This window comes from Streptomyces sp. AHU1 (assembly GCF_045343905.1).
In the GTDB taxonomy this organism is placed as follows: domain Bacteria; phylum Actinomycetota; class Actinomycetes; order Streptomycetales; family Streptomycetaceae; genus Streptomyces; species Streptomyces triticiradicis.
The window spans coordinates 6,801,968-6,817,033 of record NZ_CP174283.1 but is presented as its reverse complement, the minus strand read 5'-3'; the positions used below and the strand labels follow the sequence as shown (position 1 = coordinate 6,817,033).

The 15,066-nt window shown below is 72.8% G+C and carries 12 protein-coding genes; 8 read left to right on the top strand and 4 right to left on the bottom strand.

Features of this window, described 5'->3' with window-relative positions; genetic code table 11:
* Window positions 1-45 precede the first annotated feature (45 nt).
* Together hemQ and hemG are read right to left on the bottom strand one after the other, a co-directional pair.
* The gene (gene hemQ / locus ACICHK_RS30255; RefSeq protein ID WP_406839328.1) at window positions 46-777 is read right to left on the bottom strand and encodes a hydrogen peroxide-dependent heme synthase; all 732 of its coding nucleotides are present in this window, start codon (window positions 775-777) and stop codon (window positions 46-48) included.
* 5 nt (window positions 778-782) lie between these two features.
* The gene (hemG, locus tag ACICHK_RS30250) at window positions 783-2,237 is read right to left on the bottom strand and encodes a protoporphyrinogen oxidase (protein WP_406839327.1); all 1,455 of its coding nucleotides are present in this window, start codon (window positions 2,235-2,237) and stop codon (window positions 783-785) included.
* 157 nt (window positions 2,238-2,394) lie between these two features.
* Here hemG and ACICHK_RS30245 point away from each other — a divergent pair, with 157 nt between their 5' ends.
* Both ACICHK_RS30245 and ACICHK_RS30240 read left to right on the top strand, forming a co-directional pair.
* The gene (locus ACICHK_RS30245) at window positions 2,395-3,519 is read left to right on the top strand and encodes a DUF4349 domain-containing protein (protein WP_406839326.1); all 1,125 of its coding nucleotides are present in this window, start codon (window positions 2,395-2,397) and stop codon (window positions 3,517-3,519) included.
* 33 nt (window positions 3,520-3,552) lie between these two features.
* A complete protein-coding gene (locus ACICHK_RS30240) occupies window positions 3,553-5,001 on the top strand; it encodes an FAD-dependent oxidoreductase (protein ID WP_406841355.1) in 1,449 nt (482 codons plus the stop codon).
* A 46-nt stretch (window positions 5,002-5,047) separates the two neighbouring features.
* Here the strand turns inward: ACICHK_RS30240 and ACICHK_RS30235 are convergent, their stop codons facing one another.
* Entirely contained in the window at window positions 5,048-5,383 is a 336-nt protein-coding gene (locus ACICHK_RS30235; RefSeq protein ID WP_406839325.1) for a hypothetical protein, read from the bottom strand.
* Window positions 5,384-5,593: 210 nt separating this feature from the next.
* On the opposite strand from ACICHK_RS30235, the gene ACICHK_RS30230 reads away from it, so the two are divergent.
* Complete coding sequence (locus tag ACICHK_RS30230; protein WP_406839324.1) at window positions 5,594-6,412, top strand: rhomboid family intramembrane serine protease; 819 nt, start codon at window positions 5,594-5,596, stop codon at window positions 6,410-6,412.
* Between the two features lie 23 nt (window positions 6,413-6,435).
* On the opposite strand, the gene hemE is transcribed toward ACICHK_RS30230, so the two are convergent.
* A complete protein-coding gene (gene hemE / locus ACICHK_RS30225) occupies window positions 6,436-7,503 on the bottom strand; it encodes a uroporphyrinogen decarboxylase (RefSeq protein WP_151468606.1) in 1,068 nt (355 codons plus the stop codon).
* A 174-nt stretch (window positions 7,504-7,677) separates the two neighbouring features.
* On the opposite strand from hemE, the gene ACICHK_RS30220 reads away from it, so the two are divergent.
* The 5 genes from ACICHK_RS30220 to ACICHK_RS30200 all read left to right on the top strand — a co-directional run bounded on the left by ACICHK_RS30220 (window position 7,678) and on the right by ACICHK_RS30200 (window position 15,015).
* A complete protein-coding gene (locus ACICHK_RS30220) occupies window positions 7,678-8,355 on the top strand; it encodes a DUF3000 domain-containing protein (protein ID WP_151468607.1) in 678 nt (225 codons plus the stop codon).
* Window positions 8,356-8,633: 278 nt separating this feature from the next.
* Window positions 8,634-9,296 carry a response regulator transcription factor gene (locus ACICHK_RS30215; protein ID WP_103548112.1) on the top strand — a complete coding sequence of 221 codons (663 nt, stop codon included), beginning with the start codon at window positions 8,634-8,636 and terminating at the stop codon, window positions 9,294-9,296.
* A gap of 158 nt (window positions 9,297-9,454) precedes the next feature.
* The gene (locus ACICHK_RS30210) at window positions 9,455-10,732 is read left to right on the top strand and encodes a ribonuclease D (RefSeq protein ID WP_151468608.1); all 1,278 of its coding nucleotides are present in this window, start codon (window positions 9,455-9,457) and stop codon (window positions 10,730-10,732) included.
* Between the two features lie 933 nt (window positions 10,733-11,665).
* Window positions 11,666-12,892, top strand: a complete 1,227-nt coding sequence (locus ACICHK_RS30205; RefSeq protein WP_151468609.1) for an acetyl-CoA C-acyltransferase — start codon at window positions 11,666-11,668, stop codon at window positions 12,890-12,892.
* Window positions 12,889-15,015 carry a 3-hydroxyacyl-CoA dehydrogenase NAD-binding domain-containing protein gene (locus ACICHK_RS30200; protein ID WP_406839323.1) on the top strand — a complete coding sequence of 709 codons (2,127 nt, stop codon included), beginning with the start codon at window positions 12,889-12,891 and terminating at the stop codon, window positions 15,013-15,015. The genes ACICHK_RS30205 and ACICHK_RS30200 overlap by 4 nt, the downstream gene beginning before the upstream one ends.
* Window positions 15,016-15,066 lie beyond the last annotated feature (51 nt).

Genomic DNA, 15,066 nt, shown 5'->3' with positions numbered 1-15,066 from the left:
GCGGGCGTCCCCTCGGGGGCGCCCGCCTCCTTCGTGCCGGGAGGGTCAGGCGAGACCCGCGACCAGGTCGGCGACGTCCTTGCGGCGGCCGGTGTAGAACGGGACCTCTTCGCGGACGTGCATCCGGGCCTCGGACGCGCGCAGGTGACGCATGAGGTCGACGATGCGGTGGAGCTCGTCGGCCTCGAAGGCGAGGATCCACTCGTAGTCGCCGAGCGAGAACGAGGCGACCGTATTCGCGCGGACGTCGGGGTAGCCGCGGGCCATCTTGCCGTGGTCGGCGAGCATCCGGCGGCGGTCCTCGTCGGGCAGCAGGTACCAGTCGTAGGAGCGCACGAAGGGGTAGACGCTGACGTAGTCGCGCGGCGTCTCGTCGGCGAGGAACGCCGGGATGTGCGAGCGGTTGAACTCGGCGGGCCGGTGCAGCGCCATGTTCGACCAGACCGGCTCCAGGGCGCGGCCCAGGCGGGTGCGCCGGAAGAGGTTGTACGCCTCCTGGAGCTGGTCGCTGCTCTCGGCGTGCCACCAGATCATCACGTCGGCGTCGGCGCGCAGCCCCGACAGGTCGTAGGTGCCGCGGACGGTGACGTCCTTCGCGGCGAGCTGGTCGAACAGCTCCTGGACCTCGTCGGCGTAACCGGCGCGGTCCTCGGGGAGCCCGTCCTTCAGCTTGAAGACCGACCACAGCGTGTAGCGGATGACCTCGTTCAGGTCCTTGGCCAGCTTGCCCTTGTTCGGGACCCTGCCGGATTCGGTGGTGGGGGCGTCGTCACTCATGGTTCCTATTCTCCTGCTCCGCCGTGCAGACTCTGCACCGGGTTGGCGGTGAGCTCCTGCACACCGCGCGCGTCACCGCCCAGCTGGTCCACCGCGGCGTACGCGCTCGCGATGCAGGCCGGGATGCCGACGCCGTCGTACTGCGCGCCGCACACCGCGAGGCCCGGCAGCTTGGCGACCTCGTCACGGATGCGGGCCACGCGCGCGTGGTGGCCGACCGGGTACTGCGGCAGGCCGTCGTCCCAACGGGTGACACGGGTCTGGAGCGGCTCGGCGTCCAGGCCGGTGGCCTCGCGCAGGTCGTGCCGGGAGACGTCGACGAGGTGGGTGTCCTCCCGCTCCAGGATCTCCGTCTCGCCGTACCGTCCCACGGAGGTGCGCAGCACCAGCACGTCCGGGTCCTCGTCGGCGATCCAGCCCCATTTGCGGGAGGCGAAGGTCGACGCCTTGATCGTGCGGCCGTCCACCGGAGGCACCAGGAAGCCGCTGCCCTCGGGGAGGGAGAGACCGGTACGGCGGTAGGCGAGGGTGACCAGCGCCATGGAGGCGTACTCGACCGCGCGCAGTTCGGCGGCGGCCGCGGGCGACTCGGCGCCCAGCAGCGCGGCCGCGGCCGGCGCGGGGACGGCGACGACCACCGCGTCGGCGTGCAGGACGCGCTCACCGGCGACCACCTGCCAGCCCGTCGGTGCCGTCCGGCGCAGTTCCGTCACCGGTGTCCCGGTCAGGATCTCGCCGCCGCGGGCCGCGACCGAACGCGCCACGGCGAGCGGCAGCCGGCCCACGCCGCCCTCGACGCCCATGAAGACCGGCCCGGTCTGCCCGCTCGCGGCCGCCTTGGCCTGGATCTCCCGGACCGCCTCCGTCAGCGAGTCGTGGGTCCGCGCGGCCTGGTAGAGCTGCGGGACGGCGGAGCGCATCGAGATGCGGTACGCGTCGCCCGCGTAGACGCCGCCCAGGAGCGGCTCGACCAGGCGGTCGACGACCTCGCGGCCGAGACGGGCCGCCACGTACTCCCCGACGGCCACGTCGTCGCCGACCTCGGTGCGGGGCAGCTCGGCGTCGCGCTCGATGCGGGCGAGGCCCTCGTCCGACAGGACACCGGCCAGGGCGGCGGCGGTGCCCGGTACGCCCATCACGTGCCCCTTGGGCATCGGGCGCAGCGCACCCCGGGTCCAGATCGAGGCCGTGGCGGTGGCCGGCGGCCGCAGGCTGTCGGCCAGGCCCACCTCGCGTGCCAGGTCCAGCGCCTCCGGGCGGCGCGCCAGCATGGACTCGGCGCCCAGGTCGACCCGGACGCCCGCGATCTCCCCGGCAAGCAGCTTGCCGCCGACGCGGTCGGAGGCCTCGACGACGGTCACGCGTGTGCCGCGCCCGAGCAATCGGTGCGCGGCGGCCAGCCCGGCGATGCCGGCCCCGATGACGACGACGTGCCCGATCTCCGTACCCGATGCGCTCATGGCCCCACCCTCTCAGACCCGACCGGCCCTCCCACCAGGGCCATGCGGCCCCTTCGAGTCCCGACCGTGACCGCATCGGAACCGGAGTCCGCCAACGTCCCGCGCCTGTCCGGCGTCGAAGGAGCGTCAGTCGTCACCGTCCTGGGGGTAGGCCCGCATGCACACACACAGTTCCGGACGTCCGCTCCGGCCCACGGCACCCGTCCGGCCGGCCGCGTCCGCGTCACCTGTACCGTCCGTCTCCTCCGTCCCGCCCACGGCACCGGTGCGCGCCGTCCGCGCCACCCGGGTCGTGGCGGGGACGCTCCTCGTCGCCTCGCTCGCGCTGGCCGGGTGCGGCGCCGCCTCCGACTCGGGGACCGCGAGCGACAAGTCGGTCGCACGGAGCGCCGGGGACGCGAACGCCGCCCCCGCGGAGCGGGCGGACTCGGGGGCGGCGGGAAGCGCCGGCTCGAACGGCAGCAAGAAGGCCGCCCCGCCCAAGGCGACCGTGAACAGCATCATCCGCACCGCCTCCCTGACCGTCGTGGTCAAGGACGTTCCCGGAGCGCTGGACGACGCCCGCACGGCGGCCGAGAACGCCGGCGGCTACGTCGGCGACGAGACCACCACCCGTGACGGGCACGACCACGAGCGCACGCGGGTCGTCCTGCGGGTGCCCTCCGAGCGGTACGACGAGGTGCTCACCGGTCTGGAGGGCGCGGGCAAGGTCGTCGAGCGGACGGCCAAGGCCGAGGACGTCACCGATCAGGTCGTGGACGTGGAGAGCCGCGTCAGGTCGCAGCGCGCCAGCGTGGCCCGGGTCCGCGAACTGATGGACAAGGCGACCAGGCTCAGTGACGTGGTGGCGCTGGAAGGGGAGTTGAGCAGCCGTCAGTCCGACCTGGAGGCGCTGCTCGCCCAGCAGGCGTCGCTGAAGGACCGTACGAGCCTGGCCACGATCACGCTCACGCTGTCCGAGACCCCGGTGAAGAAGGCCGAGAAGAAGGAGTCGGACCCCGGCTTCCTGGACGCGCTCTCGGGCGGCTGGGACGTGCTGGTCACCGTGGTGCGCTGGCTGGCCCTGGCCATCGGGGCGGTGCTGCCCTTCGCGGCGGTCCTGGGTCTGATCGCCCTGGTGTGGACGCGCGGGGTGAGCCCGCGGCTGCGCCGCCGCCCGGCCCCGGCGGTGGCCTCCGGCCCGTCTCCCGCGCCGGCCCCGGTTCCGGCCCCGGTTCCGGCCTCGCGCACGGCTTCGGAACCGGCCGCGGGCGCCGCTCCGGAGGGCGGCGGGGAGGACTGAAGTGCCGTTCCCCCGTAGCGTGTTCGTATGAGCATGAGTGGCCGGAGCGGCGCGATCGACGTCAGCGGTACGAGTGGGACGGACGGGGCGGGCGGTGGACGCGGCGCCCGGGAACGACTGGTCGTGATCGGCGGTGACGCGGCGGGCATGTCCGCCGCGTCACAGGCGCGCCGGCTGCGCGGTCCGGACGAGCTGGAGATCGTGGCGTTCGAGCGGGGCCACTTCACCTCGTACTCGGCGTGCGGCATCCCGTACTGGGTGGGCGGCGACGTCCCCGACCGGGACCGGCTGATCGCGCGGACGCCCGAGGAGCACCGGAAGCGCTCCATCGACCTGCGGATGCGTACGGAGGTCACCGAGATCGACGTCGCCGGCGCCCGGGTGCGCTCCCGGGACCTCGAGACCGGGGCCGAGGCGTGGACGTCGTACGACAGGCTCGTCGTCGCGACCGGCGCGCGACCGGTCCGTCCCGAGCTGCCGGGCGTCGACGCGCCGGGCGTGCACGGCGTGCAGACCCTGGACGACGGGCAGGCCCTGCTGGACTCGCTCGCGAGGACGGAGGGCCGCCGCGCGGTGGTCGTCGGCGCGGGCTACATCGGCGTGGAGATGGCCGAGGCGCTCATCAACCGCGGGTACGAGGTGACCGTCGTCAACCGGGGCCGGGAGCCCATGGCCACGCTCGACCCGGACATGGGCCGCCTCGTGCACACCGCCATGGAGGGCCTCGGGATCACCATGGTCGGCGACACCGAGGTCACCGGGTTCCTCACCGGTGACGACGGCCGGGTCCGCGCGGTCGTCACCGAGGACGCCACGTACCCGGCGGACGTGGTGGTGCTCGGCATCGGCGTCCGCCCCGAGACGTCGCTCGCCCGCGCGGCCGGACTGCCGCTCGGCGAGTACGGCGGGCTGCTCACCGACCTGTCGATGCGGGTGCGCGGGCACGAGGACATCTGGGCGGGCGGCGACTGCGTCGAGGTGCTCGACCTGGTCTCGGGGCGCGAGCGGCACATCGCCCTGGGCACCCACGCGAACAAGCACGGCCAGGTGATCGGCTCCAACGTGGCCGGCGGGTACGCCACGTTCCCCGGGGTCGTCGGCACGGCGGTGAGCAAGGTCTGCGATCTGGAGATCGCCCGCACCGGACTGCGGGAGAAGGACGCGCGCCGGGCGGGCCTGAAGTTCGAGACCGTCACCATCGAGTCGACGAGCCGCGCGGGCTACTACCCGAACGCCGCCCTCATGACGGTGAAGATGCTCGCGGAACACCGCACGGGACGGCTGCTCGGCGTGCAGATCGTCGGCCGGGAGGGCGCGGCGAAGCGCGTGGACATCGCGGCGGTGGCGCTGACCGCGGGCATGACGGTGGAACAGATGACGATGCTGGACCTCGGCTACGCGCCGCCCTTCTCCCCCGTCTGGGACCCGGTCCTGGTGGCGGCCCGCAAGGCGGTGGCGAAGGTACGGCAAGCGCCCCGGTGACGGCCCCGGCGGGACCGCCGACTCCGTTCCGGCGCCCGGGTGGCGGCTAGGCGGACTCGTTCCCGGCCGTTCCGTTGATCCGGTCTATCGCCTGGCGGGCCTGCTCCGCCGGCGGGCGGGGCGGCAGCGAGGAGACCGAGCCGGCGGCGGTGACCGCGGGCGGGGTCTGCGCCGGCTTGGCGTGCGCCGCCGGCCGGGAGGAGCGCAGGCGGTGGCTGACGGCCTCGTCCAGGGTCACGGGCCGCTGCAGCCGGGCCGCGAGCCGTCCGGCCTCCTGGCCGAGCGCGGCGACGTCCTCCCAGGGGAGGTGCAGCACCAGGGCGATCTCCGCCTCGCCGTCGGGCAGGGCGTGCATCGTCGGAGGAGTAACTCGGTCGCTCATGGCCTGTGTCCTCACGTCTTCACGTCGTCGCGTCGTCGTGCCCCGTCGCGTCGTGGGCGCGGCGCGGGGGGCTGAGAAGAGATACGGCTCCGGGGGCACATGTGTTCAGTGCGTCCGGCGGGAACCGCTCCGGCGGCCGGGCCGGCCGGGTGCCCGGCCGGGCACCGCGCGGCGCGGATTCACCCCGCGCTTCGAGGGCAGTAGTTCCTCGTGGTCATTCCCGTCCATGACGTGAACCCGGTGCGGCGCACGCCCTATGTGACGTACGCGCTGATCGCCGCCAACGTACTCGTCTTCCTCTACACCCCCGGTCTCGCCGGATCGGTGGCGGGCGACAGCGCCCTGTCGCAGCTGTGTCATCTGCGCGCGTTCATGGACCACTACGCCGCCGTGCCGCAGGAACTGATCCACCATCGGATGCCGCATCTGGTGCCGACCGGCGGGGTCGGCACCGGCCCGCACGGGTCGGGCTGTGTGCTGGGCCCGCCGGCCTACGACAAGTCGCCGCCGCTGTCGGTGCTCACGGCGATGTTCCTGCACGGCAGTTGGCTGCACCTGCTGGGCAACATGCTCTTCCTGCTGATCTTCGGCAACAACATCGAGGACCGGCTCGGCCACGTGCGCTTCACGCTGTTCTACGTGGCCTGCGGTTTCGCGGCGGCGTACGGCTTCGCCCTGGTGAACGAGGACTCGACCGACCCGCTGATCGGGGCCTCGGGGGCGATCGCCGGGGTCCTCGGCGCCTATCTGGTGCTGTACCCGAGGGCCAGGGTCTGGGTCCTCGTCCCGTTCCTGGTGTTCCTGCCGCTCCGGCTGCCCGCGTGGCTCGTGCTGGGCTTCTGGTTCGTGCTCCAGGCCGCGTACTCGTCCGGCACCGCCGTGCCGGACGCGGGCACCGTGGCGTACGCGGCGCACGTCGTCGGCTTCCTGGCCGGCATGCTCCTGGCCTGGCCGCTGCGTCCGGGCACCCCGCCACCACCGGAACCGCGCCGCCTGCTGTGGGGCAGACAGGCGCGGCACGGCTGGTGAACGGGCGGAGGGCTCCTGGACTCCTAGCGGGCCGTCTGCGTGTGGACGTACTCCACCAGACGGGTCAGCGCGTCCGGGTCCATGCTCGGCATGACGCCGTGCCCGAGGTTGAAGACGTGGCCCTCCAGACCGGCAGCGGCGTCGAGCACCTCGCGGGTCTTCGCCTCGACGGCCTCGGTGGAGGCGAACAGGACCGCGGGGTCGAGGTTGCCCTGGAGCGCCTTGCCGGGGCCGACGCGGCGGGCGGCCTCGTCGAGCGGCACGCGCCAGTCGACGCCGACGACGTCCGCGCCGGCCTCGCCCATGAGGCCGAGCAGTTCGCCGGTGCCGACACCGAAGTGGATGCGCGGCACGCCGTAGGAGGCGACGGCGTCGAAGACCTTCGACGAGGCGGGCATCACGGAGCGGCGGTAGTCGGCGGGGGCCAGGGCGCCGACCCAGGAGTCGAAGAGCTGGACGGCGCTCGCGCCGGCCTCGATCTGCACCTTCAGGAAGTCGGAGGTGATCTCGGCGAGACGGTCGAGCAGGTCGGCCCAGAGCTGCGGGTCGCTGTACATCAGCGCCTTGGTGTGCTCGTGGTTCTTGGACGGACCGCCCTCCACGAGGTAACTCGCAAGGGTGAAGGGCGCGCCCGCGAAACCGATGAGGGGGGTCTCGCCGAGTTCGGCCGTCAGGAGCCCGATCGCCTCGGTGACGTACCAGACGTCCTCGGGGGTCAGATCGCGCAGCTGGGCCAGGTCGGCACGGCTGCGGATCGGGTTCTGGACGACCGGGCCGACGCCCGGCTTGATGTCCAGGTCGACACCGATGGCCTTCAGCGGGACCACGATGTCGCTGAAGTAGATCGCGGCGTCCACGTGGTGCCGGCGGACCGGCTGGAGCGTGATCTCGGCGACCAGCTCGGGCCGCATGCAGGACTCCAGCATGGGGATGCCCTCGCGCACCTTGAGGTACTCGGGCAGTGAGCGGCCGGCCTGCCGCATGAACCACACGGGCGTGTGCGGCACGGGCTCGCGCCTGCACGCCTTGAGGAAGGCGGACTCGTACGTCGCTGTCGGCTGGGGCCCGGCGGGGCTGTGGTTGGCGCTCACGACGGAAAGTCTCCCACGGTTCGCGGACGCCCCCGTCCCCGGTTCGGGTGTGCCCGCCGCCCCTCCGGACCGCGCGCCCTCGTGCCCGCGTGCGCCCGGCGTGATCCGGACAGGGGTCTCACGCACGGGTGTCTCTCCCTGCGCGCGGGCTCCGTTCCCCTTAATCTTCCCGGCATGGCTGCGGCTCAGGGACGACTGTCGGACGGCGCTGGCGGAATGGACGACGCGAGGGGGAAGAAGGAGGGGGACAGGAATGCGGCGGAGACGGCCCCGTTGCCCTTCCGGGCGGCCGTCGACGCGCTGCGGGCCGCCCGGCTGCGGCCGGACATCGAGATCGACCCGACACGGCCACCGCAGCGTCTGGCTCCGTACTCGTACGCGCTGGAGGCCGCGGTCGTCGCCGACGACGAGGACCTGGCCGACGGCCGCCTCGTCCTGCTGCACGACCCGGACGGGCACGACGCCTGGCAGGGCTCCTTCCGTCTGGTGACCCTGGTCCGCGCGGAGCTGGAGCCGGAGATGGCCGCCGACCCGCTGCTGCCCGAGGTCTGCTGGTCGTGGCTGACCGGCGCGCTCCAGGCCCGCGGTCTGTCGTACGGCGAGCCGAGCGGCACCGTGACACGCGCGAGCTCGCACTACTTCGGCGGGCTCGCGGAGCGCCCGGCCGCCTCGCAGATCGAGATCCGCGCGTCCTGGACCCCCCGGGAGGGCCTCGGCGGCGTACCGGACACGGCCGCGCACCTCGCCGGCTGGTGCGATCTGCTGTGCCAGGTCGCCGGGCTGCCGCCGGTGACTCCGGGCGACGCCTCGGTGGTCACCCTGCCGCAGCGCCGGGGACCACAGTCCCGCTGACCCCCGCGAGGGCGCGCGCCGACGCGCGCGCCCTTTCCTTTTCCTTACCGGCCGAATGTCGATACGACCACTTTCGGCCGCGTATCGACGCGGAACGACTCGGTTCGATCTTCCGATGATCGATCGCGCGTCCGAATTGCGCGGATTGTTACTCACCCCATCGTGATCATTCCCTAAAGGTCCACGGGTTTGGTGCCGAAGACGTCTGTGACCTTGAAAGCACGATTCGCCCTGGCTCGCCCCCCAGAGCCGGTTCCGTCCCGCACCCAGGAGGCCTGGTGTCCGTTCTCCTCGAGCAGCCCGCAAGCCTGGTCGCCTACCGCCCGAACAAGCCGACCGCGATGGTGGTCGTGGCCGACCCCCGGGTCCGTTCCACCGTCACCCGCCATCTGTGGGCGCTCGGAGTGCGCGACGTCATCGAGGCGTCGTCCGTCGCGGAGGCCCGTCCCCGAATCGGCAACCCGCGCGACATCTGCGTCGCCGACGTCCACCTCCCGGACGGTTCCGGCCTGGCTCTCCTTTCCGAAACCCGAGCCGCGGGCTGGCCCAACGGCCTCGCCCTCTCCGCCGCCGACGACATCGGTGCCGTGCGCAACGCCCTCGCGGGCGGCGTCAAGGGCTACGTCGTCACCGGCACCCGTACGAACGTCGGGCTCCCCACCCGGCCGGGCGCCGCGCCCATCGGCTCGGCCGCCGCCCGTATGCACCGCCGCCCCCCGGGTGCCCCGAGCCACCCGGGCGGCTACCGCGAGCTGTCCGGACGAGAGGTCGAGGTCCTGCGACTGGTCGCGGAGGGCCAGTCGAACAAGGCCATCGGCGTCTCCATGGGCCTGTCCGCGCTGACCGTCAAGAGCCACCTCGCCCGTATCGCCCGCAAGCTCGGCACGGGCGACCGCGCCGGAATGGTCGCGGTGGCCCTGCGGACCGGAATCATCCACTGACCCCTCCCCGGCTCCCCCGCCCGCCCCACCCCGGCTCCCCGGCCGGCTCCTCGAGTGAACCGGGCCTTGCGCTGACCTGACTGGTTTACGACCATCCGACGCCCGTCGACGGAACGTTCCGTCGACGGGCGTCGTCCATCCACGGATACCCTTGACAGGTGACCGACGCCCAAGAGACCGCAGCAGACAGCTCACTGCGAACCACCGGAGGCGGCCCTCCGGACGACGTCGAACCGGCGCCGACACCTTTGCTCGAGCCCCGAGACGGCATCCCGCCCGTGATCGCCGACGACGCCTCGCTCGCCGAGGTGATCGCCGCGTTCGCCGCCGGATCCGGTCCGGTGGCCGTCGACGCCGAGCGTGCGTCCGGGTACCGGTACGGCCAGCGCGCCTATCTGGTGCAGCTGCGCCGCGAGGGCGCGGGAAGCGCGCTCATCGACCCCGTCGCCTGTCCCGACCTGTCCGGTCTCGGCGAGGCCGTCGCCGGGGCCGAATGGGTCCTGCACGCGGCCACCCAGGACCTGCCCTGTCTCCGCGAGATAGGCATGATCCCCACCAGCCTCTTCGACACCGAGCTGGCCGGACGCCTGGCCGGGTTCCCCCGGGTGGGCCTCGGCGCCATGGTCGAGAGCGTCCTCGGCTTCGTCCTGGAGAAGGGGCACTCCGCCGTCGACTGGTCCACGCGCCCGCTGCCCGAGCCCTGGCTGCGCTACGCCGCGCTCGACGTGGAGCTGCTGGTCGACCTGCGCGACGCCCTGGAGAAGGAGCTCGACCGGCAGGGCAAGCTGGACTGGGCCCGGCAGGAGTTCGACGCCATCGCGCAGGCCGAGCCCGCGCCGCCGCGCAAGGACCCCTGGCGGCGCACGTCCGGGATGCACAAGGTGCGCCGCCGCCGGCAGATGGCCGTCGTCCGGGAGCTGTGGGAGACCCGGGACCGGATCGCGCAGCGCCGGGACATCTCCCCGGGCAAGGTGCTCGGGGACGCGGCGATCGTCGAAGCGGCCCTGGCCGTGCCCGCCAACCTGCACGCCCTGGCCGCCCTGAACGGCTTCGGGCACCGTATGGGCCGGCGCCAGCTGGAGCAGTGGCAGGCCGCCGTCGACCGCGCGAAGGCGCTGCCGGACACCGAGCTGCCGCAGCCCGGACAGCCGGTGACCGGGCCTCCCCCGCCGCGGGCCTGGGCCGACAAGGACCCGGCCGCGGCCGCCCGGCTCTCCGCCGCGCGGGCCGCCGTGTCGGCGCTGGCCGAGCGGCTGAACATGCCGCAGGAGAACCTGATCACCCCGGACACCGTGCGGCGCGTGTGCTGGGAGCCGCCGAAGACACCCGACGCGGAGTCCGTGGGCGCGGCGCTGACCGCCTGCGGGGCCCGGCCCTGGCAGGTCGAACTGGTCACCCCGGCACTGGTGACCGCGCTGTCCGTGAAGGCCGTCTAGGAGCGCGGCGCACGGGCGGGCCCGGTCCGACGCGGACCAGGGCCCCTCCGTCGCGGCGGTCCCCCGCGGTCTCCCCCGCATACCGGCGCGCCCGGCGCACGACCGCGACCGGGCGCACTCCGGTACGCGACGCACGCGCCGGGTGACGCACCGGTGCGCCTCGCGCGACCACGCCAGGCCCGTCTTCCGGCCCGGTGCACCCGATCGGCCGCACCGGCGCGCACCACGCACGACCATGCCCGACACGTCTCCCGCACCCGGTGCACCGGTGCACCCGGGTCGGGCGTACCGGCGTGCACCACGCACGACCGTGCCCGGCACGTCTCCCGCACCCGGGCTGGAGGCATCGGCGCACGATCGTGCCCGGCGCAGGTCCGTACGCGGTGTGCGTGCCGGGTGTTCGGCGCGCACCGGATGTTCCGGGGACACGCGCCGGGCGGCCGACGCGCTCCGGGGCTCCCCACGCCCGGGGCTCCCCCCCCGCGCCCGGCGTCCTCCGTGCGCCCCGCACGGCCGCCGCCCCGGCGCGCTCCGGCGCCCGGCGCGCCGCCCGCTCTGCGCCGAACGGGTCCTCGAAACGGAACCGGCCCGTCGAACGAGCGGCGAGATCGCGCCAAGATCCTGGACCACCCCCGATGCGGGAGGTCCCATGGGCGTCCGGACCGCGTCGAACACCGTCACGGCAGGCCGGACGGCCGGGAGCGGACCGTCCGTCGCGACCGCCGGCGCCGCCGGGCCCCGGGCGGCGGGCCGGCGCCGGGTCCGCGCGCCCGAGCGGCCGGGCCGGAACGCAGGGGCCTTCCGGATGTGACCTTCGCCGCTCCCGCGCGCGGGACTGGGCAGGTTGGTTACTCGTAAGTAGCATGGGTGCTGAGCGCGCGCTCAGGCGTGTGTCGCGCAGCAGTGCCATCCCGCATCTGGAGGAGAGCCATCGTGCCTCGTACCGTCAGGGACGTCGTCTTCGTCGACGGCGTCCGCACCCCGTTCGGCAAGGCGGGCCCGAAGGGCATCTACCACGAGACCCGCGCCGACGACCTCGTCGTGAAGGCCATCCGGGAGCTGCTGCGCCGCAACCCCGGTCTTGACCCCAAGAAGATCGACGAGGTCGCCATCGCCGCGACCACGCAGATCGGTGACCAGGGTCTGACCCTGGGCCGTACGGCCGGCATCCTCGCCGGACTGCCGCAGTCGGTCCCGGGCTACTCCATCGACCGCATGTGCGCCGGCGCCCTGACCGCCGTCACCTCCGTCGCGGGCTCCATCGGCTTCGGCGCGTACGACGTCGTCATCGCCGGTGGTGTCGAGCACATGGGCCGTCACCCCATGGGCGAGGGCGTGGACCCGAACCCGCGCTTCGTGAGCGAGAAGCTGGTCGACGAGTCCGCCCTGTTCATGGGCATGACCGCCGAGAACCTGCACGACCGCTACCCGACCATCACCAAGCAGCGCGCCGACGAGTACGCCGTGCGCTCGCAGGAGAAGGCCGCGAAGGCGTACGCCAACGGCAAGATCCAGCAGGACCTGGTGCCGATCTCGGTGCGCAACACCAACGCCGACGCCGGTGAGACGGGCTGGGGCCTGGTCACCGCCGACGAGCCGATGCGTCCGGGCACCACGCTGGAGAACCTGGCCGGCCTCAAGACCCCGTTCCGTGTGCACGGCCGGGTCACCGCCGGAAACGCGGCCGGTCTGAACGACGGTGCGACCGCGTCGATCATCGCGTCCGAGGACTTCGCCCGCGAGAACAACCTGCCGGTCAAGATGCGCCTGGTCTCGTACGCCTTCGCGGGCGTCGAGCCGGAGGTCATGGGCTACGGCCCGATCCCGGCCACCGAGAAGGCCCTCGCCCAGGCCGGTCTGTCGATCGAGGACATCAACCTCTTCGAGATCAACGAGGCCTTCGCCGTCCAGGTGCTCGCCTTCCTGGAGCACTACGGCATCGCCGACGACGACGCGCGCGTCAACCAGTACGGCGGCGCCATCGCCTACGGCCACCCCCTCGCCTCCTCCGGCGTCCGTCTGATGACGCAGCTGGCCCGCCAGTTCGAGGAGCAGCCGGAGGTCCGTTACGGCCTCACCACCATGTGCGTCGGCTTCGGCATGGGCGCCACGGTGATCTGGGAGAACCCGCACCACAAGGACGCCGGAGGCGACAAGTGAGCACCGCTGAACTCCTCAAGGGAGCGGCCGAGCTGTTCCCCGACGAGGTCGTGACCTCGGCGAACGTACGCCACCTCGACCTGCCGTTCGGTGCCGGGCGCTTCGCGCTCATCACCCTCGACAACGGCTTCGACCACACCAAGCCGACCACCTTCGGCCCGGCGTCGCTGGCGAACCTGAACACCGCCATCGACCAGGTCGAGAAGGAGGCCGCGGCCGGCGAGATCGTCGGTGTCGGTGTCACCGGCAAGCCGTTCATCTTCGCGGTCGGCGCCGACCTCAAGGGCGTCGAGCTGCTCAAGCGCCACGAGGACGCGCTCGCCATCGGCAAGGGCGGCCACGAGGTCTTCAAGCGCCTCGCGGGCCTCGGGGTCCCGACCTTCGCCTACTACAACGGCGCGGCAATGGGCGGTGGCGTCGAGGTCGGTCTGCACTGCACCTACCGGACCGTCTCCGCGGCCCTGCCGGCCTTCTCGCTGCCCGAGGTCTTCCTCGGTCTGGTCCCCGGCTGGGGCGGCTGCACGATCCTGCCGAACCTGATCGGCGCGGACAAGGCCGTCTCGGTGATCATCGAGAACTCGCTCAACCAGAACAAGCAGCTCAAGGGCGGCCAGGTCTACGACCTCGGCATCGCCGACGCGCTCTTCGAGGGTGCGGACTTCCTGGAGCAGTCGCTGCTGTGGACGGCCGCCGTCCTCAAGGGCGAGATCGCGGTCGAGCGCCCGGCGATCGACCGCGGCGAGGCCTGGGACCAGGCCGTCGCCCGTGGCCGTGCCATCGCCGACAGCAAGGTGCACGGGGCCGCCCCGGCCGCCTACCGCGCGCTGGACATCATCGCCGCTGCCAAGGACGGCGACCTGCAGAAGGGCTACGACGCCGAGGACGTGGCGCTCGCCGACCTGATCATGGGTGGCGAACTGCGTTCGGGCATCTACGCCTTCAACCTGGTCCAGAAGCGCGGCAAGCGTCCGGCGGGCGCGCCGGACAAGTCCCTCGCGCGTCCGGTCACCAAGGTGGGCGTCGTCGGCGCGGGCCTGATGGCCTCGCAGCTGGCCCTGCTCTTCCTGCGCCGCCTCGAGGTCCCGGTCGTCCTCACGGACATCGACCAGGAGCGCGTCGACAAGGGTGTGGGCTACGTCCACGCCGAGATCGACAAGCTGCTGCTCAAGGGCCGCGTCAACCAGGACAAGGCCAACCGCCTGAAGGCCCTGGTCTCCGGTGTCCTGGACAAGGCGGAGGGCTTCTCCGACGCGGACTTCGTCATCGAGGCCGTGTTCGAGGAGATCGGTGTCAAGCAGCAGGTGTTCGCGGAGGTCGAGGCGGTCGCCCCGGCGCACGCGATCTTCGCGACCAACACCTCGTCCCTTTCCGTGTCGGAGATGGCGTCGAAGCTGAAGAACCCCGAGCGGGTCGTCGGCTTCCACTTCTTCAACCCGGTCGCGGTCCTCCCGCTCCTGGAGATCGTCCGCGGCGAGAAGACGGACGACGCCTCGCTGGCCACGGCGTTCGCCGTCGCCAAGAAGCTGAAGAAGACCGCGGTCCTCACCAAGGACGCCCCGGCGTTCGTCGTGAACCGCATCCTGACCCGCTTCATGGGCGAGATCCAGAACGTCATCGACGAGGGCACCCCGGTCGAGGTCGCGGAGAAGGCGGTGGAGCCGCTCGGCCTGCCGATGTCCCCGCTGGTCCTCCTGGAGCTGGTCGGCCCCGCGATCGGTCTGCACGTCTCGGAGACCCTCAACCGGGCCTTCCCGGACCGCTTCACGGTCTCCCCGAACCTCGCGGCCGTCGTCAAGGCGGGCAAGCGCGGCTTCTACGTCTACGACTCCGGCAAGCCGGAGCTGGACCCCGAGGTCGCCGCTCTCCTCCAGCAGGGCGACGTCGTCCTGACCGAGGAGCAGGTGCGGGACCGGGTCCTGGACGCGGTCGCCCAGGAGATCGGGCTCATGCTCGACGAGGGCGTCGTCGCCGAGGCCCAGGACATCGACCTCTGCCTGATCACCGGCGCGGGCTGGCCCTTCCACCTGGGCGGCATCACGCCGTACCTGGACCGCGAGGGCGTCTCGGAGCGCGTGAACGGGAAGCGCTTCCTGGAGGCGGGCGTGGCGTCGGTTCCGGCGTAACGGCCTTGTAGCACAAGGGAAGAGGGCCTCCGCGCGGTGCGCGGAGGCCCT

Coding starts and splice junctions, on each gene's coding strand:
- ACICHK_RS30220 (WP_151468607.1), top strand. CDS start 7,678: ATGGCTGCGGCTCAGGGACGACTGTCGGACGGCGCTGGCGGAATGGAC.
- ACICHK_RS30245 (WP_406839326.1), top strand. CDS start 2,395: ATGCACACACACAGTTCCGGACGTCCGCTCCGGCCCACGGCACCCGTC.
- ACICHK_RS30235 (WP_406839325.1), bottom strand. CDS start 5,383: ATGAGCGACCGAGTTACTCCTCCGACGATGCACGCCCTGCCCGACGGC.
- hemQ (WP_406839328.1), bottom strand. CDS start 777: ATGAGTGACGACGCCCCCACCACCGAATCCGGCAGGGTCCCGAACAAG.
- hemG (WP_406839327.1), bottom strand. CDS start 2,237: ATGAGCGCATCGGGTACGGAGATCGGGCACGTCGTCGTCATCGGGGCC.
- ACICHK_RS30240 (WP_406841355.1), top strand. CDS start 3,553: ATGAGTGGCCGGAGCGGCGCGATCGACGTCAGCGGTACGAGTGGGACG.